General features: G+C 72.2%; 26 protein-coding genes, 1 other RNA gene and 2 pseudogenes. 17 read left to right on the forward strand and 12 right to left on the reverse strand.

What is annotated here, in order from left to right:
• Positions 1–130: 130 nt before the first annotated feature.
• Entirely contained in the window at positions 131–778 is a 648-nt protein-coding gene (locus OG711_RS27965; protein WP_073793485.1) for a nitroreductase family protein, read from the reverse strand.
• A gap of 202 nt (positions 779–980) precedes the next feature.
• Between OG711_RS27965 and OG711_RS27970 the strand changes: the two genes are divergently transcribed.
• The gene (locus OG711_RS27970) at positions 981–1,520 is read left to right on the forward strand and encodes a MarR family winged helix-turn-helix transcriptional regulator (protein WP_329561185.1); all 540 of its coding nucleotides are present in this window, start codon (positions 981–983) and stop codon (positions 1,518–1,520) included.
• A 100-nt stretch (positions 1,521–1,620) separates the two neighbouring features.
• Here the strand turns inward: OG711_RS27970 and OG711_RS27975 are convergent, their stop codons facing one another.
• Together OG711_RS27975 and OG711_RS27980 are read right to left on the reverse strand one after the other, a co-directional pair.
• Positions 1,621–1,779 (reverse strand): hypothetical protein, encoded by a 159-nt coding sequence (locus OG711_RS27975; protein ID WP_178391160.1) that lies wholly within the window; start codon positions 1,777–1,779, stop codon positions 1,621–1,623.
• 64 nt (positions 1,780–1,843) lie between these two features.
• On the reverse strand, positions 1,844–3,160 hold the full coding sequence (locus OG711_RS27980) for a hypothetical protein (RefSeq protein WP_329561187.1): 1,317 nt from the start codon (positions 3,158–3,160) through the stop codon (positions 1,844–1,846).
• Between the two features lie 258 nt (positions 3,161–3,418).
• Here OG711_RS27980 and OG711_RS27985 point away from each other — a divergent pair, with 258 nt between their 5' ends.
• The 3 genes from OG711_RS27985 to OG711_RS27995 are packed head-to-tail and all read left to right on the forward strand — an operon-like array spanning position 3,419 to position 6,467.
• Positions 3,419–4,285, forward strand: a complete 867-nt coding sequence (locus OG711_RS27985) for a Nif3-like dinuclear metal center hexameric protein (protein WP_329561189.1) — start codon at positions 3,419–3,421, stop codon at positions 4,283–4,285.
• Positions 4,282–5,025 (forward strand): zinc ribbon domain-containing protein, encoded by a 744-nt coding sequence (locus tag OG711_RS27990; protein WP_178391180.1) that lies wholly within the window; start codon positions 4,282–4,284, stop codon positions 5,023–5,025. Before OG711_RS27985 ends, OG711_RS27990 begins: the two co-directional genes overlap by 4 nt.
• Positions 5,026–5,036: 11 nt before the next feature.
• A complete protein-coding gene (locus tag OG711_RS27995) occupies positions 5,037–6,467 on the forward strand; it encodes a bifunctional RNase H/acid phosphatase (protein WP_329561191.1) in 1,431 nt (476 codons plus the stop codon).
• A gap of 129 nt (positions 6,468–6,596) precedes the next feature.
• Here the strand turns inward: OG711_RS27995 and OG711_RS28000 are convergent, their stop codons facing one another.
• Entirely contained in the window at positions 6,597–7,295 is a 699-nt protein-coding gene (locus tag OG711_RS28000; protein ID WP_266514917.1) for a 2-oxoglutarate/malate transporter, read from the reverse strand.
• 37 nt (positions 7,296–7,332) lie between these two features.
• Here OG711_RS28000 and OG711_RS28005 point away from each other — a divergent pair, with 37 nt between their 5' ends.
• On the forward strand, positions 7,333–8,007 hold the full coding sequence (locus OG711_RS28005) for a TetR/AcrR family transcriptional regulator (RefSeq protein WP_329561193.1): 675 nt from the start codon (positions 7,333–7,335) through the stop codon (positions 8,005–8,007).
• Positions 8,008–8,064: 57 nt separating this feature from the next.
• Here the strand turns inward: OG711_RS28005 and OG711_RS28010 are convergent, their stop codons facing one another.
• From OG711_RS28010 to OG711_RS28030, 5 genes and pseudogenes are all read right to left on the reverse strand, one after another.
• Positions 8,065–8,550, reverse strand: coding sequence for a GNAT family N-acetyltransferase (locus OG711_RS28010; RefSeq protein WP_329561195.1), 486 nt, complete (start codon positions 8,548–8,550; stop codon positions 8,065–8,067).
• Positions 8,551–8,627: 77 nt separating this feature from the next.
• Positions 8,628–9,275 carry a bifunctional 4-hydroxy-2-oxoglutarate aldolase/2-dehydro-3-deoxy-phosphogluconate aldolase gene (eda, locus tag OG711_RS28015; protein WP_329561196.1) on the reverse strand — a complete coding sequence of 216 codons (648 nt, stop codon included), beginning with the start codon at positions 9,273–9,275 and terminating at the stop codon, positions 8,628–8,630.
• 71 nt (positions 9,276–9,346) lie between these two features.
• On the reverse strand, positions 9,347–10,147 hold the full coding sequence (gene yaaA / locus OG711_RS28020; RefSeq protein WP_329564093.1) for a peroxide stress protein YaaA: 801 nt from the start codon (positions 10,145–10,147) through the stop codon (positions 9,347–9,349).
• Positions 10,148–10,254: 107 nt separating this feature from the next.
• A complete protein-coding gene (locus tag OG711_RS28025; protein ID WP_329561198.1) occupies positions 10,255–10,884 on the reverse strand; it encodes a hypothetical protein in 630 nt (209 codons plus the stop codon).
• Positions 10,885–11,081: 197 nt separating this feature from the next.
• Positions 11,082–11,864: pseudogene (locus OG711_RS28030) on the reverse strand (MerR family transcriptional regulator); the annotation flags it as partial.
• A gap of 115 nt (positions 11,865–11,979) precedes the next feature.
• On the opposite strand from OG711_RS28030, the gene OG711_RS28035 reads away from it, so the two are divergent.
• The 6 genes and pseudogenes from OG711_RS28035 to OG711_RS28060 all read left to right on the forward strand — a co-directional run bounded on the left by OG711_RS28035 (position 11,980) and on the right by OG711_RS28060 (position 15,194).
• Entirely contained in the window at positions 11,980–12,588 is a 609-nt protein-coding gene (locus OG711_RS28035) for a DUF4260 family protein (protein ID WP_329561200.1), read from the forward strand.
• 16 nt (positions 12,589–12,604) lie between these two features.
• Complete coding sequence (locus OG711_RS28040) at positions 12,605–13,201, forward strand: TetR/AcrR family transcriptional regulator (RefSeq protein WP_399502627.1); 597 nt, start codon at positions 12,605–12,607, stop codon at positions 13,199–13,201.
• Positions 13,202–13,254: 53 nt separating this feature from the next.
• Positions 13,255–13,663: RNase P RNA component class A (gene rnpB, locus OG711_RS28045), an RNA gene on the forward strand.
• 584 nt (positions 13,664–14,247) lie between these two features.
• Positions 14,248–14,344 (forward strand): annotated as a pseudogene (locus tag OG711_RS28050) (hypothetical protein); the annotation flags it as partial.
• A gap of 317 nt (positions 14,345–14,661) precedes the next feature.
• Entirely contained in the window at positions 14,662–14,946 is a 285-nt protein-coding gene (locus tag OG711_RS28055; protein WP_245876985.1) for a hypothetical protein, read from the forward strand.
• Positions 14,943–15,194: a type II toxin-antitoxin system RelE family toxin gene (locus OG711_RS28060; RefSeq protein WP_266514894.1), complete on the forward strand. Its 252-nt coding sequence runs from the start codon at positions 14,943–14,945 to the stop codon at positions 15,192–15,194. Before OG711_RS28055 ends, OG711_RS28060 begins: the two co-directional genes overlap by 4 nt.
• A 337-nt stretch (positions 15,195–15,531) precedes the next feature.
• On the opposite strand, the gene OG711_RS28065 is transcribed toward OG711_RS28060, so the two are convergent.
• Positions 15,532–16,080 carry a phosphatase PAP2 family protein gene (locus tag OG711_RS28065; protein WP_073794148.1) on the reverse strand — a complete coding sequence of 183 codons (549 nt, stop codon included), beginning with the start codon at positions 16,078–16,080 and terminating at the stop codon, positions 15,532–15,534.
• A gap of 968 nt (positions 16,081–17,048) precedes the next feature.
• On the opposite strand from OG711_RS28065, the gene OG711_RS28070 reads away from it, so the two are divergent.
• Entirely contained in the window at positions 17,049–17,465 is a 417-nt protein-coding gene (locus tag OG711_RS28070; RefSeq protein ID WP_266514888.1) for a hypothetical protein, read from the forward strand.
• Between the two features lie 227 nt (positions 17,466–17,692).
• On the opposite strand, the gene OG711_RS28075 is transcribed toward OG711_RS28070, so the two are convergent.
• On the reverse strand, positions 17,693–18,169 hold the full coding sequence (locus OG711_RS28075; protein ID WP_178391158.1) for an ATP-binding protein: 477 nt from the start codon (positions 18,167–18,169) through the stop codon (positions 17,693–17,695).
• Positions 18,170–18,275: 106 nt separating this feature from the next.
• Here OG711_RS28075 and OG711_RS28080 point away from each other — a divergent pair, with 106 nt between their 5' ends.
• The 3 genes from OG711_RS28080 (at position 18,276) to OG711_RS28090 (ending at position 19,644) form a co-directional block, all read left to right on the forward strand.
• Positions 18,276–19,103, forward strand: coding sequence for a helix-turn-helix domain-containing protein (locus OG711_RS28080; RefSeq protein WP_329564098.1), 828 nt, complete (start codon positions 18,276–18,278; stop codon positions 19,101–19,103).
• Positions 19,104–19,105: 2 nt separating this feature from the next.
• On the forward strand, positions 19,106–19,312 hold the full coding sequence (locus tag OG711_RS28085; protein ID WP_405675010.1) for a DUF397 domain-containing protein: 207 nt from the start codon (positions 19,106–19,108) through the stop codon (positions 19,310–19,312).
• 122 nt (positions 19,313–19,434) lie between these two features.
• Positions 19,435–19,644 (forward strand): DUF397 domain-containing protein, encoded by a 210-nt coding sequence (locus tag OG711_RS28090; protein WP_266514879.1) that lies wholly within the window; start codon positions 19,435–19,437, stop codon positions 19,642–19,644.
• A 133-nt stretch (positions 19,645–19,777) separates the two neighbouring features.
• Here OG711_RS28090 and OG711_RS28095 read toward each other — a convergent pair whose 3' ends face one another.
• A complete protein-coding gene (locus tag OG711_RS28095) occupies positions 19,778–20,212 on the reverse strand; it encodes a hypothetical protein (RefSeq protein WP_329561206.1) in 435 nt (144 codons plus the stop codon).
• Positions 20,213–20,745: 533 nt separating this feature from the next.
• Here OG711_RS28095 and OG711_RS28100 point away from each other — a divergent pair.
• Entirely contained in the window at positions 20,746–21,930 is a 1,185-nt protein-coding gene (locus tag OG711_RS28100) for a helix-turn-helix domain-containing protein (RefSeq protein WP_329561208.1), read from the forward strand.
• Positions 21,931–22,221: 291 nt separating this feature from the next.
• Positions 22,222–22,803: a toll/interleukin-1 receptor domain-containing protein gene (locus OG711_RS28105; RefSeq protein WP_329561210.1), complete on the forward strand. Its 582-nt coding sequence runs from the start codon at positions 22,222–22,224 to the stop codon at positions 22,801–22,803.
• Positions 22,804–22,817 lie beyond the last annotated feature (14 nt).

The following is a 22,817-nucleotide window of genomic DNA, read 5'->3' on the forward strand; positions in this document are numbered from 1 at the left end:
GCCCGATTCTCCTCGTGCGCCACCCCTGCTCCCTTCTTCGTTCCAACGATGTCAAGGAAACCTGACATCGCCGAAAGTAGAACAGCCCGTCCAGGGTGTCAAAGTTCCTTTACAGAGCCGCCGCGCTCACTCACCAGCGGTCCCAGTGCAGAACCTGCTCGCGGGGAACCCGCCGCGCGGGCCGGAACTCCGTACCGATGGTGAACGCCAGCGGAACGAACGCGGCCAGCATCACCTCCTCGTACGGCACCCCGAGCACCCCCGCCAACTCCCGCTCCAGCGGCCCCTGCGCGGTCGTCCACACCGTGCCCAGCCCCCGCGCCCGCGCGGCCAGCATGAAACTCCAGGTCGCGGGGAGGATCGACCCCCAGGTCATCGACTGGTCCAGCACCGAGGCGCGGTCGGTGCGCCCCTCGACGGCGGGCACCACGAACGCCGGCACCCGGTGGATGTTGTCGTAGAGGTGCCGGAACCCGTCGGAGATGCGCTCCATGCTCCCGGGGTGGGCGTACATCCGCCGCAGATCCCGTTCCGTGGGCGGGGCCCCGCCGCCGGTTGTCAGGGCCCGCCGGAAGAGATCGGCCACGAGCCGCCGCCGCGCGGGGTCGGTGACCACGATGAAGTGCCAGCGCTGCCGGTTGCGTCCGGTCGGCGCCTGGGTCGCGAGATCCACGCACTCCTCGATGAGCCGCCGGGGGACCGGCCGGTCCAGGTCGAGCCGCTTGCGGACCGCCCGGGTGGTGGACAGCAGTTCGTCGGGGGTCAGATCCAGGGTCATGGAAGTTCCACACTCCGTCTGCGCGCCAATGATTTCCTTGCGGATGATCGGTGAGCATATGAGTGGGGATGGTTGGCGGTCAAACAATCTGTGCGCAGACGGTTCTTGGTAGGGTCGGCCCTCGCAACGCACGCAACCCGCAGCACGCACACCCCGCAGCACGCACCCCGTAAGGCGCGCCCCGCGAAGGAGACCGGCCCGTATGGCACCCAGCACCACGCCCCACCCGGCCCCCGGCCCTGACAGCCCCGACAGCCCCGACAGCCCCGACCGCTCGGACGGCTCGGACGGCTCCCCCGGGCAGACCCCGTATTTCGCACGGCTCGCCGCCGAGCGCCCGGACATCGCGCTGTGCCGCGCCTCGTCGGCCGTCGCGCGCGCCGCCGAGGCGCACGCGGCCGGTGTGGGCCTGGGAGTGGGACCCCATCTCGTACTGAAGATGCTCACGGAGGCCGGACCCGGCTCCCAGCGGGTCCTCAGCGATCAGCTCCGGATCGACCGCACGGTCATGGTCGGGATCTGCGACGGTCTCGAACGCGCCGGACATGTCCGCCGTGAGCGCGCGGCGGGCGACCGCCGGGCCTACGCCGTCACGGTCACCGACGCGGGCCGCGCGGAACTGGCACGCGCCGAACGCGCGGTCCCGGGCTTCCTCGACGACAGCTTCCAGCGACTCACCCCCGGCGAACGGCGCCAACTCACCCGTCTGCTAGGCAAATTGCTCGGCACGGCGGACGGCTGAGAGCGGTCACCGCGCCGCCGGACGGCACAGAAGGCCGGGGCAAACAGAAGTGGGGGGTGCCCCGAGGCACCCCCCACTCCCTGGACCGGTCCCGGCCTGCCTACCGCTGCCCCTCCGGCGAGGACTCCTGCCTGCGGTGGCGACCGTGCGGCGCGGCCTCCTCGTCATGGGCGGCCACCGGCCCCCGGTGCTTGCCGTGCCCGGCGTTCTCCATGGCCTCCTGCGGCTCAGCGGTCGGGTCCGTCTGCGTCTCGGTCATCGGCTAAGTCACCCCGTCGAAAAGATCTTCACAACAGCCGGAAGATTCTAACGGGTGGCCGATTTCACCTCCCGAGGGGCACCCGCCCGCCCAGCGGCGCCTCCTGCAACGGCACAGGCCGGGCCGCCCGGCCCCCGGCCGCACCGACCACCGCAGCGCCCCCGGCCCCGTCGGCCACCCTGGGGGCCCTCCGCACCTCCGGCGCCCCCGGGCCACCGCTTCCCGCCGCCCGGTAGCCGTTCACCGCCGGGGGGCAGTGGCCGCCGCCGGGTTGCGGGGACGGCGGAGCCGGGTCCAGCCGGGCCACCCCGCAGGGCACCGCTGCCGTCGCGTACGGCAGCCGCAGTCCGCCCGACCGGGTCCACAGTCCGGCACCCGCCAGCCAGCCCTCGGGCGGCACGAGCCGGTGGACCGTACGGCCGGCCGGATGCCACACGGCCGGCCAGCTGCCTCCCGCGTCGTCGATCCGCAGCGCGACCCCGCTGCGCTCCGGGGTCAGCGCCTGCCCCGGCTGGACGGCGAACGGCGTCACCGCGCAGTCCGGCAGCCGCAGGCACTCCGGGAAGCGGACCGGCCGGTCGCTGCCCAGGACCCCCCAGCCCAGCCGTTCATGACCGGGCGTCGGGGCGTCGGAGCGGACCAGCAGCAGCCCGCTGTCCGGATCGGCGAGCAGCACCCGGTCGTTGCTGTCCTCCGTGATCTGGAGCAGCGGCGACATCTCGCCGCCCCGCCCCAGATCCATCACGACGGCCTTGACCCGCCCGCCCTGTTCCCGGTCGAGGGCGAGCAGCCGCCCCGCCCGGTCCAGCCACACGCCCCCCGAGCAGCGCCCCGGGACCTCCGTGACCAGTTGCGGGCCGAACGCGCCGCCCGCGACCAGCCACAGCCTGCTGACGCGCGGCCCCGAGGCCAGTACATAGGCGCGGGTGCCGCCCGGCGCGGGCGGCATCAGCCGTACCTCCTCGTACGCCCCGGCGTCGAGCGCGCCCAGCGGGACCTCGCCCGTCACCGGACCCGTCGGGTACAGCAGGGCGAAGTGGTGGCGGCCCGCGGCCGTCCGGCGCACCAGTACCCGTCCGTCGGCCAGCGGCTGCACTTCGGTGTCCGACTCCTCCGGCTGGCGTCCGGGCAGCGGCACCGCGTACGGCTCGGGGCCGTCCAGGGTCCAGCGCTCCGGGAACCAGCGGTCGGCCGGTCCGCCGGGGCCGTCCGCGAGGGCCAGCCGCGCCGCGTACCCGCCGTCCGCCGCGACGACCAGCCCGCCCGCCGCCGGAGCGGGCCGGGGCCGCTGCGGATGCCGCGGGGCACCGGCGCCCCCGGCCGCGCGCGGGGCACCCTGGTCGCCGTTCCCGGCGGTGGTCTCGATGGCACAGACCGTCATGGTTCGGTCACCTCCGGCGACGAAGGTAGTTTTCGTACGCACGGCCGTGGCACGCGGCGCCCGCCTTTCACCCCAAAGGGTGTCCCTTGGGCGGTTCGCCCGTGAGAACCGTTTCTTCTGTGCTGCGCGGCCCGCCCCGGGTCCGGCGGGGCACCCGGGCGGGTGCGACCGGGGCGGGCCGCGGCCGCCGCTGGGCCGTCGCGGGAGCCCCGGTCGTCGGCCGTCCGGCGGAGTGCCTGGGCCAGGTAGCCTTGCCCCGTGCCCCGCCTGTCTGAAGTCATCGCCGCGCTCGACGCCCTCTGGCCCCCCGAGCGGGCCGAGGGATGGGACGCGGTCGGTCCCGTGTGCGGCGACCCCGACGCCGAGGTCCGCCGGGTGCTGTTCGCCGTGGACCCCGTCCAGGAGATCGCCGACGAGGCCGTACGGCTCGGCGCCGACCTCCTCGTCACCCACCATCCGCTGTATCTGCGCGGGACGACGACCGTCGCGGCCTCGCACTTCAAGGGCCGGGTCGTCCACACCCTGATCAAGAACGACGTGGCGCTGCTCGTCGCCCACACCAACGCCGACCGCGCCGACCCCGGGGTCTCCGACGCCCTCGCCGGAGCCCTGGACCTGCGGGTCACCGGTCCGCTGGTGCCCGACCCCACCGACCCGGCGGGCCGCCGCGGCATCGGCCGGATCTGCGCGCTGGACCACCCGCTGACCGTCCGCGAGTTCGCCGCCCGCGCCGCGGAGCGGCTGCCCGCCACCGCGCAGGGCGTCCGGGTCGCGGGCGACCCCGACGCGCTCGTCCGCACGGTCGCCGTCAGCGGCGGTTCCGGCGACAGCCTCTTCGACGACGTCCGCGCCGCGGGCGTCGACGCGTTCCTCACCGCGGACCTCCGCCACCACCCGGTGTCCGAGGCCCGCGAGCACAGTCCCCTCGCGCTGCTCGACGCCGCGCACTGGGCCACCGAGTGGCCCTGGTGCGAGCTGGCCGCCGCCCAGCTCGACGCCCTCTCGGAACGGCACGGCTGGGGACTGCGTACCCACGTGTCCCGGACCGTCACCGACCCCTGGACCATCCACGCGGCGTCCGTACCGCAACTGGCCACCATCAACGACCTTGGAGCCCCCAACTGAACGCCGCGCCCGCCGACCAGCTCCGCCTCCTCGACGTCCAGGCACTGGACGTGAAGCTCCAGCAGCTCGCCCACAAGCACCGGTCGCTGCCCGAGCACGCCGAGATCGAGTCGCTGGCCAAGGACCTCGCCCAGCTCCGTGATCTGCTGGTCGCCGCGCAGACCGAGGAGAGCGACTGCGCCCGCGAGCAGACCAAGGCCGAACAGGACGTCGACCAGGTGCGCCAGCGCGCCACCCGCGACCAGCAGCGCCTCGACTCCGGGTCCGTGTCCAGCTCCAGGGACCTGGAGAACCTCCAGCGCGAGCTCACCTCGCTCGCCAAGCGCCAGGGCGACCTGGAGGACATCGTCCTGGAGGTCATGGAGCGCCGGGAGTCCGCGCAGGAGCGGGTCGGCGAGCTGACCGGCCGGGTCACCTCCGTGCAGACCCGTACCGACGAGGCGGTCGCGCGCCGGGACAAGGCCGCCGGTGAACTCGACGCCGAGGCCGCCTCGGCCACCAAGGACCGCGGGCTGATCGCCGCGACGATCCCCGAGGACCTCCTCAAGCTGTACGACAAGCTTCGCGCGCAGCAGGGCGGTATCGGCGCGGCCCGGCTCTTCCAGCGCCGCTGCGAGGGCTGCCGGCTGGAGCTGAACATCACCGAGGTGAACGAGGTACGGGCCGCCGCGCCGGGTACCGTCATCCGCTGCGAGAACTGCCGCCGCATCCTGGTGCGCACCTCCGAGTCCGGCCTGTAGGGGAAGCGTCCGTGCCGTCCTCCGTACGGGAGTTCGTGGTCGAGGCCGACGGCGGTTCCCGGGGCAACCCGGGCCCCGCGGGGTACGGTGCCGTCGTGCTCGACGCCGCCACCGGCGGGACCCTCGCCGAGGCCGCCGAGTACATCGGTGTCGCGACGAACAACGTCGCCGAGTACCGGGGTCTGATCGCTGGGCTGCGGGCCGCCCACGCCCTCGACCCCGGCGTGCCGGTGCGGGTCCGGATGGACTCCAAGCTGGTCGTCGAGCAGATGTCGGGCCGCTGGAAGATCAAGCACCCGGACATGAAGCCCCTCGCCGCTCAGGCCGCGGCGGTCTACCCGCCGGGCCGGGTGACGTACCAGTGGATCCCGCGTGAGCGGAACAAGCACGCCGACCGCCTCGCGAACGAGGCGATGGACGCGGGCAAGCGGGGCGAGCAGTGGTCGGCCGCGGATTCGACGGCCGACCTGGACGGGCGCTCCTCGCCGGGCCCCGTGGGCGAGTACGGGGAACCCGGAGAGCTCAGGGAGCCCGGGGACGCGGCGGCCGGTGCGGCGAAGGCCCGTGCGGCCCTCGCCTCCGCCGGTGGCCGCCGTACCACCGGTACCGCGCCGGAGCCGTCGGAGTCCGGCGGCTCCGCCGATCCGGGGGCCTCGCCCGACTCCGGTGTCCCGGCCGCCGACTCCGGTGTCCCGGCCGCCGGTTCCGGGGCCTCGGCCGCCGAGACCAAGGCGCGGGCCGATCTGCGGGCCGCCCGGAACCTCGCGGTGTCCGCCGCGAAGGCGCCCGCCGCCGGATGGGGCGCGTCCGCCGACATGGGGCCGCCCACGACGTTCGTGCTGCTGCGGCACGGTGAGACGCCGCTGACCCCGTCCAAGGCGTTCTCCGGCAGCGGGGGCACCGACCCGTCGCTGTCGGAGGTGGGGCGGGCGCAGGCGGTGCTCACCGCGGGCGCGCTCGCCGCGCGGGGCACGGTCCAGGCGATCGTGTCCTCGCCCCTGAAGCGCTGCCGCGAGACCGCGCAGGCCGTCGCGGACCGGCTCGGGCTCGATGTGCGCGTGGACGACGAGCTGCGCGAGACCCACTTCGGCGCCTGGGAGGGGCTGACCTTCGGCCAGGTACGGGAGCGGTATCCCGACGACCTGACCGCGTGGCTCGACTCCGAGGACGCGCGGCCCACCGGGGGCGGCGAGAGCTTCACCGAGGTCACGGAGCGCGTCGCGCGGGCCCGGGACCGGCTCGTCGAGGAGTACGCGGGTCGTACGGTGCTGCTGGTCACCCATGTCACGCCGGTCAAGACGCTGGTGCGGCTCGCCCTCGGGGCGCCCGCCAAGTCGATGTTCCGGATGGAGCTGTCCGCGGCGGCGCTGTCGGCCGTCGCGTACTTCAAGGACGGCAACGCGAGTGTCCGGCTGTTCAACGAGACGGCACACCTGCGCTAGGCACTGGGCCTTCACCCGGGGACCCGTGCGGCCCGCCCCCGCTCGCGCCCCCGGGTTCTCACCCCTTCGCGTACGGGAGCGCGCACCCTGTGCGGGCAGGCCGGGCAGCCCGCACAGGGACAAGTGCCCCTAGGGGCGCGCGGGGAGGCGGGTCGACCGGAGGAGGGCGAAGCCGTACGTGACGGTCCACAGGACCCAGATCAGCCAGCCGCCCAGCCCCAGCAGCCCCAGCGGCCCGGGGCCGTCCGTGACCACCGCCGCCAGGCTCGCCGAGCCGAACAGCAGAACGGCCGCGAGCCCGCCCGCCGCCCCGTGCCACCGCCGGATCAGCCCGGCCCGCCGCCCGGCGACGGACATCCCGGTCAGGGCGAGCGCCAGAAACGCCCCGTTGAGGGTGAACAACGCGTCGTGCAGCGCCCAGAGGGCCTCCGTGGCGGGCCCGCTCTCCGCCCCGGTCGACGCGAGCGCCAACCGGATCGCGACGACCCCCGAGAACGCGCCGTTCTGGAGCAGCAGCCCCGCGAACCCGGCCGCCGCCCACATCCGCGCGTCCTCCCGTCCGGAACGCCGCAGCACGGCGAGGGCCCCCGCACCGAACACCGTGGCCAGCACCCACGCGGCCGGAGCCACCGCGGAACCGACGCCGACGGCACCGGACTCCGTACCGAAGAACGCGGTGACCTCACCCGGCGGGGAGCCGGTGGACGGCAGCCCCGCCGGGACCATGATCACATTGCCCAGGACGATCGCGACGGCGAACCCGATCGCGGCGAAGCCCCCGATCCGGGCCGGGTCGGGGGACGTGTGCGTTAAATCCTTGTGCGTCATGTATTCAATATAAGCACCGTAAAGCGAAAGAGGGACCGTGCATCCGGACACGAACCCGGCCAGGCGTCCGTACGACTCGCTGCGGCGGGCGGCCCAGGCGCGGGAGACCCGGGCCGACATCGCCCACGCCGCCCGGCGGCTCTTCCTCGCCCAGGGGTGGGCGGCGACGACGGTGCGGGAGGTGGCGCGCGAGGCGGGGGTGTCCGTACCGACCGTCTACGCGACGTACGGGAACAAGGCGGGGCTGACCCGCGCGCTGGCCGACGCGGCCGATCTGTCGGCGGACGCGGCCCCGCTGCTCGCGGAACTGACCGCGCCGGGCGCCACGCCCGCGCGGCAGCTCGCGGCGATGGCGGGGTACGACCGGCGGCTGTTCGAGCGGGCCGGTGATGTGATCGCGCTGCTGCGGGAGGCGGGCCGCACCGAGCCGGAGCTGGCAGCGGCCTACCGCGAGGGCCGCGAGGGAGGCGACGGGACCCGGGTACGGGTCTTCTCGACCTGGGCCCCGGCGGTCCTGCGGGCCGGACTGGACATCCCGGCCGCCGTCGACGTCTACGCGGCGATCTGCAACATCGACGTCTACGGCACCCTCACCGCCGAACGCGGCTGGAGCCCCGGGCGGGTGGAGGAGTGGTGGGCCGGTGCCCTCGGCCGGGAACTGCTGTCGCCCGGGGCGCTGTCGCCCGGGGCGACGCCGCCCGGTGCGGTCTAGGGCCCGCCCGTACGGATCGATCAGGCTGGGTGCCGGGGCGGTGGCGCCCGGTGCGGTTCAGGTGTCGTCCCCCGGCCTCGGGTGGCCCGAGGGGCGCCAGGTGTACCGGACGTCCGGTTCGCGTTCCTCGTTGCGCCGTCCGTCGGTGAGCTCGGCCGCGTGGAAGCCGTGGCGTTCGTAGAAGCGCCGGGCCGGTTCGTTGACCTGGAACGTCCACAGGTCCAGGCCGCCGGGCCGCCGTTCCTTGGCCAGCGCCACCAGCCGGTCGCCCACGCCCCGGCCGCGCCACGGCGGATCGAGGTACAGCTGGTCGATCTCCGTGTCACCGAGCACCAGCAGCCCGACGACGCCGTCACCCGCGAGCGCGGCCCAGGTCTCGTGCCCCGGCACGAGAACGTACGTGAACCACTCCCGCACCGCGTCGTCGCTGTGCGCGCGGCGCACGGTCGGCAGCGCGGCGGCGAAGGAGCGCAGCCACAGCTCGGCGAGGGCGGTCGCGTCGGAGGGTTCCGCGCGGCGCAGGACGAGGTCATCGGTGTTCACGAGGTGCGACTTTCGCAGATCGGTGATCTTCGCGCACCTGGATTCGGGGCCGCCCTCAGGACGGCGCCGCGCCGGGGTCAGCCGAGGGCGGCGGCCTCGGCCGCGAGGGAGCGGACCCGCTCCCAGTCGCGGGCGGCGATCGCGGACGCGGGGAGCATCCAGGAGCCGCCCACGCAGGTGACGTTCGGCAGCGCCAGGTACGAGGGCGCGGAGGCGGCCGTGACACCGCCGGTCGGGCAGAACCGGGCCTGGGGGAGCGGTCCGGCCAGGGACTTGAGGTACGGCGTACCGCCCGCGGCCTCGGCCGGGAAGAACTTCATGTCGGTGACACCCTGTTCCAGCAGGGCCACGACCTCCGAGGTCGTGGAGACCCCCGGCAGGAACGGCACCCCCGACCCGCGCATCGCGTCCAGCAGCCGCCCGGTCCACCCGGGGCTCACCAGGAACCGCGCCCCCGCGTCCACGACCTGTCCGACCTGGTCCGCCGAGATCACGGTGCCCGCGCCGACCACGGCCCCGGGCACCTCCGCGGCGATCGCGCGGATCGCGTCCAGGGCGGCGGGCGTCCGCAGGGTCACCTCGATCGCGGGCAGTCCGCCCGCCACCAGGGCCCGCGCGAGCGGCACCGCGTCGGCCGCGTCCTGGACGACGACCACCGGGACGACCGGGGCGAGGTCCAGGACGGAGGTGGCGGGGTGCGGCGCGGCGGGCTGCGAGGAAGTCATACGGTCATCCTGCCGTCAGCTCGGCAGCATGCGCAAAGCGTGTTGCGGAGTGTGCAACGCGAGAGGGGTGGTCAGTGGATCTCGGTGACGATCACGTCCAGCGACCAGGGTGTCCCGGCGCGGGCGGGCGGCTGCGCCTCGACCGTGTACCCGAGGTCCCGCAGCGCGTCGGCCAGCTCGGCGGGGCCCTTCGGCTCCGCCCCCGCCGACAGCAGGCTCCGGACGATCCGGCCCTTCGTCGCCTTGTTGAAGTGGCTGACCACGGACCGCTTCTCGACCCCGTCGACCAGCTGCGCGTGCAGCACCCGCACGGTCGCCGTCCGGGTGGCCACCTCACCCTTCGGTTTCCACGCCGCCGCGTACGCCGACGACCGCAGATCGAGGACGAGGCCCCGGCCGGCCACCTCCGGCAGGACCTCCGCCATCACCGGCCGCCAGTACGCGCCCAGCGCACCGAGCCCCGGGAGCCTGACGCCCATGGAGCAGCGGTACGGGGGGATGCGGTCGTTGACGCGGACGGCTCCCCACAGACCCGAGAACACCAGCAGGGAACGGGTCGCGCGGCGCTTGGCCGCGGGGTCCAGGGACGCGAGGTCCAGCGCGTCGTACAGCACGCCCGTGTACAGCTCGCCCGCCGGACGGGCGCCCGCGGTGCGCAGCGCGGTGTTCTTCGTGACCTCCGCGCGCTGGCCCTCGCTGAGGCCGAGGACGGTCCGTGCGGCGTCCTCGTCGGTGAGGCACAGCTCGACGAGTTCGTCGAGGACGGCGGTCCGGGCCGCGGCGAGGCCCGGCAGGGACAGGCCCTCGGGCTTCAGGGGGGCGGCGCGACCCGCGGGGGCCTTGCCTTCGGACGGCGGCAGCAACACGAGCACGAGGTTCTCCAGCATCACGTGGGAGGGGCTCCGGCCCCCGCCCCAGGGTAGGGGGTCCGGCCCGGCCGTTCATGTCCCGGCCGGGTCCGCCACCGCGTGCGGTCACGTCACCGCGCGACCGTGTCACCGTCCTTTCGCCCGGCCGCCTGCCGTGAGCGGAGTTCGCGGGCCAGGGCGTCGGGGTCCTCCGCGTACAGCCGGACGGTGGTGATCCGTTCCGTCCGGCCGAGGAGGGTGGTCCGGGTGATTGGGACGGCGAGTTCCACGGTGACGTTGGTGAGCGCCCCGATGTCCAGGGTCAGTTCGCCCGGCCGGCGGACCGGTGAGGTACGCAGTTCCCGGCGGACGGCGGTGAGGTCCGCGAGGGGGACGAGGAGGTCGACGGTGACGCCCCTGCGGATACGGAGCGACCGCCCGGTCAGGACGTGGGGGTGGGTGACGGCCGCGGACTGGAGGGCCAGGATCGTCAGCAGGGTGTACACGTCGAGCACCAGCATCACGGCGTGGGCCACCGGCAGATCGCGCAGCAGATAGGAGATACCCACCGTCTCGACGAGGCACGCGAAGGCGATGCCGTACACCATCGCGGCCTGGCCCCGCGCGTAGCCGAACGCCTGCCCGTCCACGCCGACGCCGTGCGTACGCCGGGCCGCCCACAGGGAGAGGCTCCGCATCGCCCGTGCCTCATGGCGGACGATCCGGCCCAGGGTCCCGGCCGCCGCCCCGTGCCCGGTCATCCCCCGTCCGCCTTCCGGGGCCCTGGACGGGTACGGGGTCCCGGACGGGTACGGGGTCCCGGACGGGTACGGGGTCCGTCGCCGGTCGCGGGGGCCTGTTGTTCCGCCTCCGTTTCCGGGCCGGTGAGGGTCCGCTGTACCGCTCCCGTCCCCGGGCCGGTGAGGGTTCCCCGTACCGCTCCCGCCCCCGGCCCGGCGAGGGCTCGTCGTACCGCCTCCGACTGCGCGGGCGCGAGGTCCGCGAACAGCGCCGACACGAACGACCTCGGCGCGTCCGGCGGCGTACCGGCGGAGCCACCCGTCACATCCGGGAGCCCCATGGCCGCCTCCGTCAGCTCCTGCGGCAGCAGGGCGGCCAGGGCCCGGGCCGCCTCGTCCACCCGGGGGTCGGCGGGGTCGGCGTCCGCCAGGGCGTCCAGCAGCGCGTACACCTCGTGGGCCCGCGCCGCCTGCTCCGGCGACCCGACCGTGCTGCCGAGCGCGGACAGCAGCCGTTCCCGGTCGGCGGGATCGACCGTCGCGTCCAGCAGCGCCAGCGTCTCGCGGTCCTTCGCGGCCATCGGTGACCCGGGATCGGCGGGCGCGCTCCGTTCCAGTTCGGCCAGTAGCGCGGTGAGTTCCGGGGAGACGGGGCCCTCGGCGGGCACCCGGCCCGCACGGGCCTCGGCCAGCAGCGCCCCCACCCGTTCCCTCCGCAGCCGCAGCGCGGTCTCCTGCCGGGCCAGGTCCTCGTCGAGTTCGGCCAGTACCTCGACCAGCTCCCGGCCCGCGTCGTCCGCGAGCACGTCCCGTACCTCGGGCAGCCCGAGACCCAGCTCGGTGAGCCGCCGGACGCGGGCGAGGACGACGGCGTGCCGCAGCTCGTACGCGCGGTACCCGTTGGCCCGGCGGCCGGGTTCCGGGAGCAGTCCCAGCTGGTGGTAGTGGCGGATGGCGCGTGTGGTGACCCCCACGACGGAGGCGAGTTCCCCGATTCGCATGCCCCCAGTAGAAACGTTGACGCTGCGGCGGGGTCAAGCATGCTCCTTGACGGCTAACGGCGTTAGCCGTACCGTCGAGCTAACGCTGTTAGCCGTAGATCGCCGGGAGTCAGCCATGTCCCTCACCACCCCCGTCACCCCCGCCACCTCCACCGAACCCACCTGGTCCCGTCCGGCCACCTCCGTGGTCCCCGCCGCCCCCTCGACCGGCGCCACCGGGGACGTCACGGACAGTGGGGCCGAGGACGCCACGGGAAGCGCGGCCGACGACGCCGCGGGAAGCAGGGCCGAGGACGCCACGGGAAGCGCGGCCGGGCACCGCACCCGGCCCCGCCGGCGACCCCGTCCCGTCGCCCTGCGCGCCGCCTGGTTCGCCGCCGCCCTCTTCTGGACCGCCTTCGCCGTCCTGGAAGGCGTCAACCACGGCTGGCTCGCGGGCGGGATGGCCCTGCTCTTCGCCGTCGCCCCCGATCTGACGATGCTCGCCGCCATCGGCGACCCGACCCCGACCGTCCGCGGCCAGCTCCCGCCCCGCGCGGTCCCGTACTACAACCTCGCCCACCGCGCGGCGGTCCCGCTCGGCCTCGCCGTGCTGTACACGTTCACCGCGCCCAAGGAATGGGCCCCGCTCTTCGCGGCCCTGTGCGGCTGGCTCGCCCACATCTCGTACGATCGCGCCTTCGGGTACGGACTGCGGACCAAGGAGGGCTTCCAGCGTGACTGAACGGCGCACGGGTGTGATCACGGACCTTCCCCCGGGCACGCCGGAACTGCTGGCCCACCTCACCCCCCGGGCCAGGGAGATCGTCGTCGCCGCCCGTGCCCTCGTGGAGGAGTCCGGCCCCGCCGCCCTCACCATGCGCGCCCTCGCCGACAGCCTCGGCATCAAGGCCCCGTCCCTGTACAAGCACTTCCCCGACAAGTCGGCCGTCGAGGCCGAGGTGATCGCCATCGGCCTGCTGGAGACCGCGCAGGCGCTGGAAGCGGCCGAGGAGCGCCACGCGCACCGCCGCGACACGGACGCCGTCGTGGACGGCCCCGAACCCCCCACCCTGCTCGCCGCCCTCGGCGCCGCGTACCGCGCCGACGCCCTCGCCCACCCGTACGTCTACATGCTGGTCACCGAGGGCCCCCTGCCCCGCCACGCCCTGCCAGAGGGGCTGGAGTACCGGGCCGCCGCGCCCCTGCTGCGGGCCTGCGGCCACGACATGGACCGGGCCCGCGCGGTATGGGCCTTCGCGCACGGCATGGTCACCCTGGAGATCCACGGCAGGTTCCCGCCGGGCGCCGATCTCGCGGCGGCCTGGCGTACGGGCGTACGCGCGCTGGAACCCTGACCCGCCGGGGCCGGACGGGCCGCCGTCCCGGGTAGCATGTCCGGTACGGCAGACGAGCCGGGCGGGCGGCCGCGTGGGCATCCTTCGGATGCTCCCGAGGAACGTCCGGGCTCCACAGGGCAGGGTGGTGGCTAACGGCCACCCGGGGTGACCCGCGGGACAGTGCCACAGAAAACAGACCGCCGGGGACCGTATCCGTACGGACCCAGGTAAGGGTGAAACGGTGGTGTAAGAGACCACCAGTGCCCAGGGTGACCTGGGCAGCTAGGTAAACCCCACCCGGAGCAAGGTCAAGAGGGAGCACCCAGGTGCTCCTGCGCGGACGTTCGAGGGCTGCTCGCCCGAGTCCGCGGGTAGACCGCACGAGGCCGGTGGCAACACCGGTCCTAGATGGATGGCCGCCAGCCCGGCGACCGCGAGGTCCCGGGGCCACAGAACCCGGCGTACGACCCGGCTCGTCTGCCACCAAGGGCTTCTGACCAGCAAGTTTGCAGGTCAGGGGCCCTTTTTCGCGAGTCGGACGGCATGCCCCGTTCCCGGTTCGTACCGGCCCCGACGGGACCGCCCGGGTGTGAACGTAGCCACGAAGGCGGCCACGTTTCGCGAGACCGGAGACGGGTGCGGCAGCGGGCTGCCGCCGATTCAGTGCAGGTGTGATCCATCGGTGACGCGGGGCTGGTCCTCTGCGGTGTCCTCGCGCGAGCAGTTCAGCCACGGCAGCGGATGAAGGAGATCTTCGTCCGCCGGTACGACCAGAAGATCCCCCCGGTCCCTCTCCTCGACGAGGCCCGCGCCCTCCTGGTGATCGGCCTGCACGCCGACCGGCGCTCCGTCCAGGCCCGCGCCCGCGCAAAGGGCATGAAGATCTTCTTCATCGACCCCGAGGGCCTGATGGAGAACGGCACCTTCAAGGAGTACCCGATCGAGGGAGCGCGCGAAGGCGACACCATCGTCCGCTCCGAGGCGACTCCCGCCCCTCCAGCGCCTGTGCAAGCTCCTGGACGTCACCCTCTGACCGTCAACCGGCCAGAAGCCAAACCCCCTGATACTTGCGGCCCGGCATCGGCTACGGCGGCGGCTGCCTCCCCAAAGACGTCGCCGCTTTCACCCACCGCGTCGGCGAACTCGGCGCCACCGGCGCCTCCGCACTCCTGACCGCCGTCGAGCACGCGCGTGCTCGGGACGAAGACCAGCAAGCCCGGCGACAACTGATACCTATGCCAGAAACTCGCCCAACATCCAGGTGACCAGGCCCTCCAGCTCCTCCCCTCGCGTATCAGCCCCGACGGGCCGCTCCACCAGAAGCGGCCCGTCCCGCGAACACCTGGGGGCTCGGCAGTCGCCGTCAGTATGCTTGTCGTGCTCCCGCGCGCCGGGTGTCGCTCCGTGAGTGTCCCGGCTCCCTGGGGAAAGCTGGCCGCGTTGCTGTCGTGGGTAGTGGTGAGCGAGAGGGGCGCACGGTGCACAACGGGCCTGTGATGCGGACCAACATCGGAGATCGGGCGGTCGACCTGCCCGCCAGCCTGGACGGGATTCGGGCCTCCCTGTCAGAGGAGCTGCGGGAGGAGTTCGACCGCGAGATCGGCTCCGCGCTGATCACCGACGTACCCTTCATCGCCGCGCGGTGGTCACTGCCGCGCGAGGCCAGGGACGAGGACGAAGCCATGCTCCAGCAACTGCGGAACGGCGACTTCAGCGGCTTCACCGGCCTGGACGAGCCCTTCCCGGCTGGAGCCGGAGAGTGAGCGGGCGCGCGTACCGGGTGCAGTTCTCCAACGTGGCACGCGCCACTGTGGCCGCGCTGCCCCCGGACGTCCGCAGCCGTTTCGACACGGGTATCAAGAAGCTCGCGGCTGATCCGTACGGCGCGGGATCAAAGCCCATCAAGGAACCGGACTACCGCCAGGCCCTGGTGGGCGGCTGCATCACTTCGTACTACGTCTCCACCACGGTGGAGGTCGTTTCAGTGACCAGGGTCCAGGGTCCGCCCTGACCGGAAGTCGACCCCCGCGCGCGGCTGCCTCAGCAAGCCCTGCCATTCCAACGTAACCACGAAAGTAGCCACAGAAGCCCCCTCCCCGCACGTTTGTGCAGGTCATAGCGGTGTGGAGGCTGTCCCCGGCGTACGACCCGGCTCGTCTGCCGCTCAGGGCTTCCGGCCAGCGAATTCGCAGGCCGGAAGCCCTTTTGCGTGAGCGTGGACGTGAGCGTGTGCGGACGGGCTTCGCTGAACCCCGTCGCGTACCGGTTCGAACGGGGCCCGCCCAGGGCGAAGCCGGTCAGGTCAGGTCTGGTCCGGGTCCGGTCTCGTCTCGTCAGTTCAGGTCTGCTCAGGTCAGCAGGAACGCCGACGCCGTCGCCGCGCCGAGGGAAGCGCCGGCCACCGTCTGGGCGACGGTGTGGTAGGCCAGCGCCACCCGGGACCAGCAGACCGCGACGGTCAGCGGATACGCGAGCAGCCACCACGGCGAGTGCACGACGCCGAGCAACGCGGGGACCGCGGACGCGACCGCCGAGTCGACGCTGATCTTCCAGAACACGTTCACGGCCAGCAGGACGACGGTCATGGCCCACAGGGCGGTCATGGCGACGAGGATGCCCGTCGGCGCGTGGCCGAGGACCATGGCGAGCGCTCCGAGACCGACGGACGCCAGGATCACCAGGAATATCGGGCCGCGCCTCGTACGGTCCACCACATGCCGGTCGCCCCAACTGCCCCGCGCGCGTTCCCATTCGATGTACCACGCCGGGACGATCCCGGCGCACAGCGCACCGAGCAGACCCCACGGAATCCCGGTCCAGTCACCCGAGGCCGCGAGTCCGATGCCCAACATGCCGACGACGAGGACGTTCCGGGGCTGGAGGACATCGGTGACCATCCGGGCCGCCGTGGTGACCCCGGCCGTCACGCGGCGGATTCCACAACGGCGACGGCGGCCTGTGTCCAGTACGGCGGAGGGGTCGAAAACACGTTCATAGGTTCATCGTTGCAGCTCTTCGAACGACGACGAACCGGAGGGCACGGCCGTCATCGCCGTGCGGAGAGTTCCCGCGCTTCCCGTACGCCTTCTCCTCCCCTCCCCGGACCGGGTGGGCACCGGGTGCGTGAACCGTTCCGGGCCGAACGGGCAACAGGGGGTGTGCGCAGCAGAACCCGCCCGTCATCGGAGGCGGGTTTCACCGGCCCCGGGGTCGGCGTCATGGACAGCCGGATGCGCTACGAGCTGATGCTCGACCCGACGACGTACGAGCAGCTGGGGGCCGCTGGGTCGCAGCCGAGTCGTTCTCGTCGGAGCGGACCGCCAGCATCGAGGTCCAGACGGGCGACGCGCTGAGCGACGAGACGAGCATCGGCAAGATCGTGGACAAGCCCGGTCAGACCTCCTGAACCCCTCCTGAACCTGTCCGGCTCCGGTGTTCGCCGGGGCGCTGGGCGCGCGGCCGGGGGGTCGCGCGCCCACCGCGGATGGGGCTCAAGGCGCGTTTGACGTCCCTTTGGCTAACCGCTGTCTATCGGGGGTCGCAGAGGAGGGTGCCCCGTGCGGGATGTGGTGCTGACGCTGCCGGCCAGGGAGCCGTCGCACGGAGACGACCTGCGCCGGAGACTGGTGGCGCTCGGCCCGTTGGGGCGGACGCTGACGCGCTGTCATGGCAGCTCCCTGTGGAAGCCCCCCCTCGCGCCTGACTCGCGGCCGTGGGAACCGGGGTGGGCTGAGGTTCAACCGGTTTGTGCTGGCGGCATTGCGCCGACACTCCTGCCCGCACCTCTCTGTACCGGGCGGGAGGCGCGGTGCTTACCTCTAACGGACAGACGTCCGGTTCGCTACAGGGATCACAGGGAGAAGCCATGTCCATAAGCACGCCCGCCAAGCTCGGTACTTTCCTCGCCGCCTCCTGTCTCTTGGCATGGGGGGCGCCCTCTGCGGGCGCCCAGGAGTCGGCCCCGCCACCATCCGAACTCACCTACCTCCGTCACAACGGGACAGTCGTCGGCTCCTTGACCTGGAACCAGGACCCGGCCGGCACCGTCCCCGGTGATGCGCTACAGCTCTGTGACCTGGAAGCTGACGGCTGGGGGCTCGAAGTGGAGCTGGTCAACGGCGGGTTGGTGGAGATCGAGGCCAGCACCCGCGGTCACAGCTCTCCCTGGTGCTCGCCCTGGAAGACCAGGAACCTGCCCGAGAACAGGACGTGGCCTGTCGACGTCTACATGGTCCAAGGCTCCAACTTCCGGAAACTGGACACCGTGTACGTCAACTCCTGACCTGTTGGAGCGCTCGGGTCCCCCGGGCCTTCGTCAGCTCTCCGGGTGTGACCGGGTGGGGGCGTCCCCCCGCTGACCCAGGACGCGAAGCCGGTCGAGCTGCCGGTGCAGCCTCCGTTGGGTGATGTGGCGGGCCGAGAACTTCTCGGCCCGCCATACGAGGTTCGCGAGACGTTCGCGGAACGGCGGAGTCGGGCGGTCGCGGGGAAGTCGCCGGGTTCGCCGTCTCATGGCGAGGTCTCGCGCGTGGGCATGAGTTCGGCCCAGACGACCTTGCCCCTGCGCCGTTGTTCGCAGCCCCAGCGGAAGCTCAGTGCCTCGACCATGAGGAGACCCCGACCGGATTCCGAGCAGGCGCCGGGACGCTGAGGTTCGGGGATGACACGTGACCTGTCGCCCACTTCGACACGCACCACGCCGCTCGTTCCGCGTCGGACCTCAAGGCGAAAGGTCGCACAGTTGGTATGGGTGACGACGTTCGCGACCAGTTCGCTGACGATCTGCTGAGCGTCGGCGCACAGTTCCGCCATGCCCCAAGCGCCCAGTGCGGCGGAGACCAGCCGACGGGCCTGCCGGGCCGCCGACGGCCGGCACACCATTCTTTCCGCGACCGACTCGAAGGCGCCCGGACGGGCCCCGAACGCAATTGCATCGAGCCCGAGTTGGGGTTCACGCCGATCCGTGGCTACGTTCTTCCCGGACATGTCCACTCCTCTCCGTAGTGGCTTCACTACTGACGGGATTGAGCGTGGCCTGCCGCTGGGCACCATTCAACTTGGCCAACGGGACGGAAAGGTCGGTGTTCGTGGGTTGAATCGCAAGGAGCTGAACCCGGACGAGTCACCCCAAGCGGCTTTCGGTGCGCAAGTGCGCAGCTTGCGGGAGCGGCACGGGTGGACTCAGGAGGATCTGGCCGACCGGATGGGATATTCCAGCACGCATATTTCGTCGGTTGAAACTGGCCGCAAGTCCCCGACCTTGCGCCTGTCGCGCAGGGCTGACCTGGCACTGAGAACCGGTGGCATGTTCGAGCGCATGTGGCGCGAGATCCGTCACGGCAGTCTGCTGGAGGGGTTCCCTGAGTTCGTCGGGCATGAAGGCCGGGCAGTGGAGATCCGGCTGTACGAAGTGGGCGTCATCCCAGGCTTGTTGCAGACGCCGGACTACACGTCTGTGCTGGCGGAAAGTGCCGTCAAGCGGGGTGCCATCACGCCAGACCAGGCAGCCGAAAGGATCTCGCTGGTCAGGGAGCGGCAAGCGGCGGTGAAGCGTACGCCCCCACCGCTGATCCTGGCGGTGCTGGATGAAAGCAGCATCCGTAGGCCTGTCGGCGACCCCGCCGTGATGGAGGCGCAATTGACGAGCTTGATCGAGTTCGCCGACTTGCCGAACACGGTCTTCCAGGTGGCGGAGTTCAGCATGGGGCACCGCCGTCCGTTCGATCTGCCGGTCACCGTGCTGACCCTCCCGGACCGGTCCCTGATGTCTTACGCGGAGTCCGCGCAGCGTGGCCATCTTGAGCGGGACACCAAGTTCGTGCTGCCCATACTCACGGCCTACCATCAGCTACAGGCCGGAGCGCTGTCCCAGGATGTATCCATTGCCATGATCGACCGGCTACGAAAGGGCACCCCGTGACGATCGAAGAGACCCCCCGCTGGTTCAAATCCTCCTACAGCAACAACGGCGGCCAGTGCATCGAAGTTGCCGCCGACACGGCAGCCGTGCGCGGCACGGTCCCCGTCCGTGACTCCAAGAACCCGTGCGGTCCTGTGCTGGACATACCGGCCTACGCGTTCGCGTCCTTCGTGACGGGCGTCAAGGCGGGAGAGTTCGGCACGGTCTGAGCGGGACGGCGCGGGGCGTTCGGCGCGGCACCGCGCAGTACCCGCCGGCGTCGAAGCCGCTGCGCGCCGGATGTGAGCGAGAGGGACCAGCTCACCATCAAGCAGGCACGAAAGGGCATCCCGTGACAACTGAAGCTCGCAACTGGACGAAGTCCTCGTACAGCGGTAGCGGCGGTTCCTGTGTCGAGTGGGCTCCGGCCTCCGCGTCTGCCACCGGCCTGGTCCCTGTCCGTGACTCCAAGAGCCCGTGCGGTCCTGTGCTGGACATACCGGCCTACGCGTTCGCGTCCTTCGTGACGGGCGTCAAGGCGGGAGAGTTCGGCACGGTCTGAGCGGGACGGTGTGGCACGCGACGGGCAACACGTACAGCGCCGCACCCCGTACGAATGAGGCCGCTGCGCGTCCGGGGTGAGCGAATGGCACCAGCTCATCCCGGACGCGCAGCGGCCTCTTCAGCTCACGAGGTCACGCGGGCCTGGCGATGAGCTTGCACTTGAGGTCCTTGTAAGCCCCGTCATCGAGGCAGACCCTGACGTACGCGGCGCCGCCCCGAACGTCCGCCGGGACGGTGAAGTCGTGGGACTTGATGTTGCCGCAGGCGTGCGAGCGGGAACCGTCCGAACCGAGCACGCCTCGGTTCGCCTTCAAGGTGTAGGCCCATGTGGTCCGGCAGGTGGTGGCGGCACTGCCGGCCACCGCGGACCGGTGCTGCCCGACCACCCGGACCGACCGGTTGGCCCAGGTGATCTTGCCCTTGGTCCAGGTGGCGCCGTACTTGATGTGGAAGGTGCTGGTGGGAAGGGCGGCCGCGGTGGTCTCGGCGGCCGCCGCGCCCGGAGCGAGCACGGCCCCGGCGGCCAGGGTCAGGGCGGCCAGGCAGCCGGACATGGATGTGCGCATGAAGTCCCCCAGATGTCGGGACGGCGGGAGGAAGAAGCCATCCCTTCGCGTACATGACGTGCGGAATGCCGTGCCCGTCCCCGGGCAGGCGATCCCGCTGACACAGTGTTACTGAGCGGCAGCACGATGTCGTCACTCGGACGTGTACAACCTCGGGCCCGGTACAGCACAACCTTTCGCGGGGCGACGCGACTCTGCGGCTCGGCGCTGTCGCGGGCGGCGTCATCGTCGAGACACTCACCCTCCGGAGTGTGCTGTGGCTCGGCGGCGCCTGCGCCCTGCTCGCCGCCCTCACGATCCGGACCGCCCGCACCGACGAGGCCCTGCGGTGAGGGCGCTTCTCGCGAGGTCCACCTCCGCCGCCCCCGCTCATCGGGAACCGATACGGAGGCCGCGTGCGCTGCGGGCTGGGGCGGATGCGGTGGCGGAGCCGTCATGGCCGGTGAAGGGATTCCGACGCAGGAAGGTGCAACATCCTTTGCATGCAGGTGAGTTGATGGCCCAGCCACGGTACGACATGGAACAGTAGGTGCATGGAGAGCACCCCCGCACCCGGCGAGAACATCGCCGTCCTGCGCAAGGCGCGTGGCCTCGGCCAGGCCAGGCTGGCCCGGCTCGCCGGTATCTCCGTGTCCTACCTCAGCAAGATCGAGGTGGGCACACGGCCGGTGACGCCTCCTGTGGCGGCGGCCCTGGCCAAGGCGATACACGTCCCCACCCAACGCATCTACGGACAGCCGTTCCTGGGCGTGTCCGAGCAGGCCGACCTTCTCCATGACCTCCGCGGCGCGGTGCGGAGGTACACCCTTCCGAAGGAGGACGTGCCCGCCCCGGCGCGGTTGGCGGCGGATGTGGCGCGGGCCATGGAGCTGCGGGCGGAGACGAACTACCTCGCACTCCTCGGGATGCTCCCGAAGCTCCTGGGCCAGGTCACCGCGACCGCGTTGTCCTCCGCCGCCGGGGAGGCCGGGGCCTGGACCCAGGTCGTCGACGTCTACGGCTGCGCCTACGCGGCGGCGCACCGGCTGGCGCGGCCCGACCTCGCGGACATGATCGTGTCCCGCCAGACGTGGGCGGCGCGGCAGACATGGAACCCGGAGGCCGAGGTGGCCGCCGCGTGGAACGAGGCAGGTACCTACCAGTCGGCCGGACAGTACGACGATGGCTTGGCCATAGTGGACAGGGCCGTCGTCGCGTACGAGAACGCGTCGGGAGGCAGTTCACCCGCCCGGGCGGTCTCCCTGGGCTCCCTGCACCTTCGGGGGATCGTCCTGGCCTCCCGGTACAAGGACAAGCAGGCCACCGCGGCGCATCTCCAGCGGGCCAAGCGGCACGCCGAGGGCATCCCGGACGACGTGCTGTGGCACAACCTGACCTTCGGCCCGGAGAACACCGCCTTGTACGAGCTCGCCGCGCACATCGAACTGGGGAAGCCGAACCAGGCAGCGGACATGGCCGGCCCCTTGCTGGACCGTCCGCCCGCGACACTGACCCCGAACCGCCTGGGACGCATGTTCATCGACATCGCCCGGGCCCGGCTCGACACGAAGGACTACGCCGGAACCGAGGAAGCGCTGGAAAGGGCATTCCTGGTCGCCCCGCAAATGACCGAGGTGCACCCGATGGCCCGCGAGGTGATCCGGGTGCTCTTCGTGCTCCATCAGAGGGCGCGTCCGAAGCTGATGGTCATGGCCAGGAGGACGGGCCTCCCTACGTGAGCCACGGTTCAGATCGAGTGCACGGGCGCCACCCCACGACCCGCGCCTTGTGAACGGGGGCCCACGCGCAGTGGACCGGAGCCACATGCCGGAGGGTCTGACCAGGCAGGCGAGACGCAGTGGTTCGGCCGGTGTTCGACTTCGGCAGGGTGCCCGCCGCAGCATCCGTTCCGCTGGGCACCTTGAGACGCGGGACTCCATCGTGGGCGACGCCGAGACCGGCCAACGCCGAGTGGAACTCGTACGGGATCTCCCGCCGGACCACCGGCCCGGGACATTAACCTGATGCTCGTGGACACGACAGGCTTGCTCCTGAGCGCGGTCGGCGCGGTCGCCGGTGTCGTCAGCGCCTACTTCGCCTATGTGGCGGTCCGCCACCAGCTGTCGAGGCGTCGGCGCCGCCCCGTACCGTCGGTCGCACCGCCCGAACCGGTGCCGTCCGCCGAAGGCGTCGCGCGCTACGACGTGTTCGTCTCGTACGGCCGCGAAGACGCCGACTGGGTCGGCGCGTTCGCGGCGCGGCTCCGTGAGACGGGGCTGAACGTCGCGTACGACGAGGTCGTGAGCAGGCCGGGGGAGATCCGCGTGCACACGGTCGAGGCCGCGATCCGTGAGGCGGCGCACGGGCTGCTCGTGTTCAGCGCGGCTTCGATGAGCAGCGGGTGGGTCCGGCAGGAGTACGCCGCCTTGATGCAGTCCTCGATCGAGTCCGGCCGGCTGTTCATCCCCGTCGTGGTGGGGGACGTGGAGTTGCCGGAGTTCGCCGCCACCCGGTACTTCGCGGACTTCCGCGGCCTGGACGACCGTTCCGGGCACGACGGTGTGTACGAGCGACGTGTCGACGAGATCGCTCGGGCCCTGCACGGCCGCTGACGCGGCTCAACGGT

Origin of the sequence: Streptomyces uncialis (assembly GCF_036250755.1) — a bacterium.
GTDB lineage: Bacteria > Actinomycetota > Actinomycetes > Streptomycetales > Streptomycetaceae > Streptomyces > Streptomyces uncialis.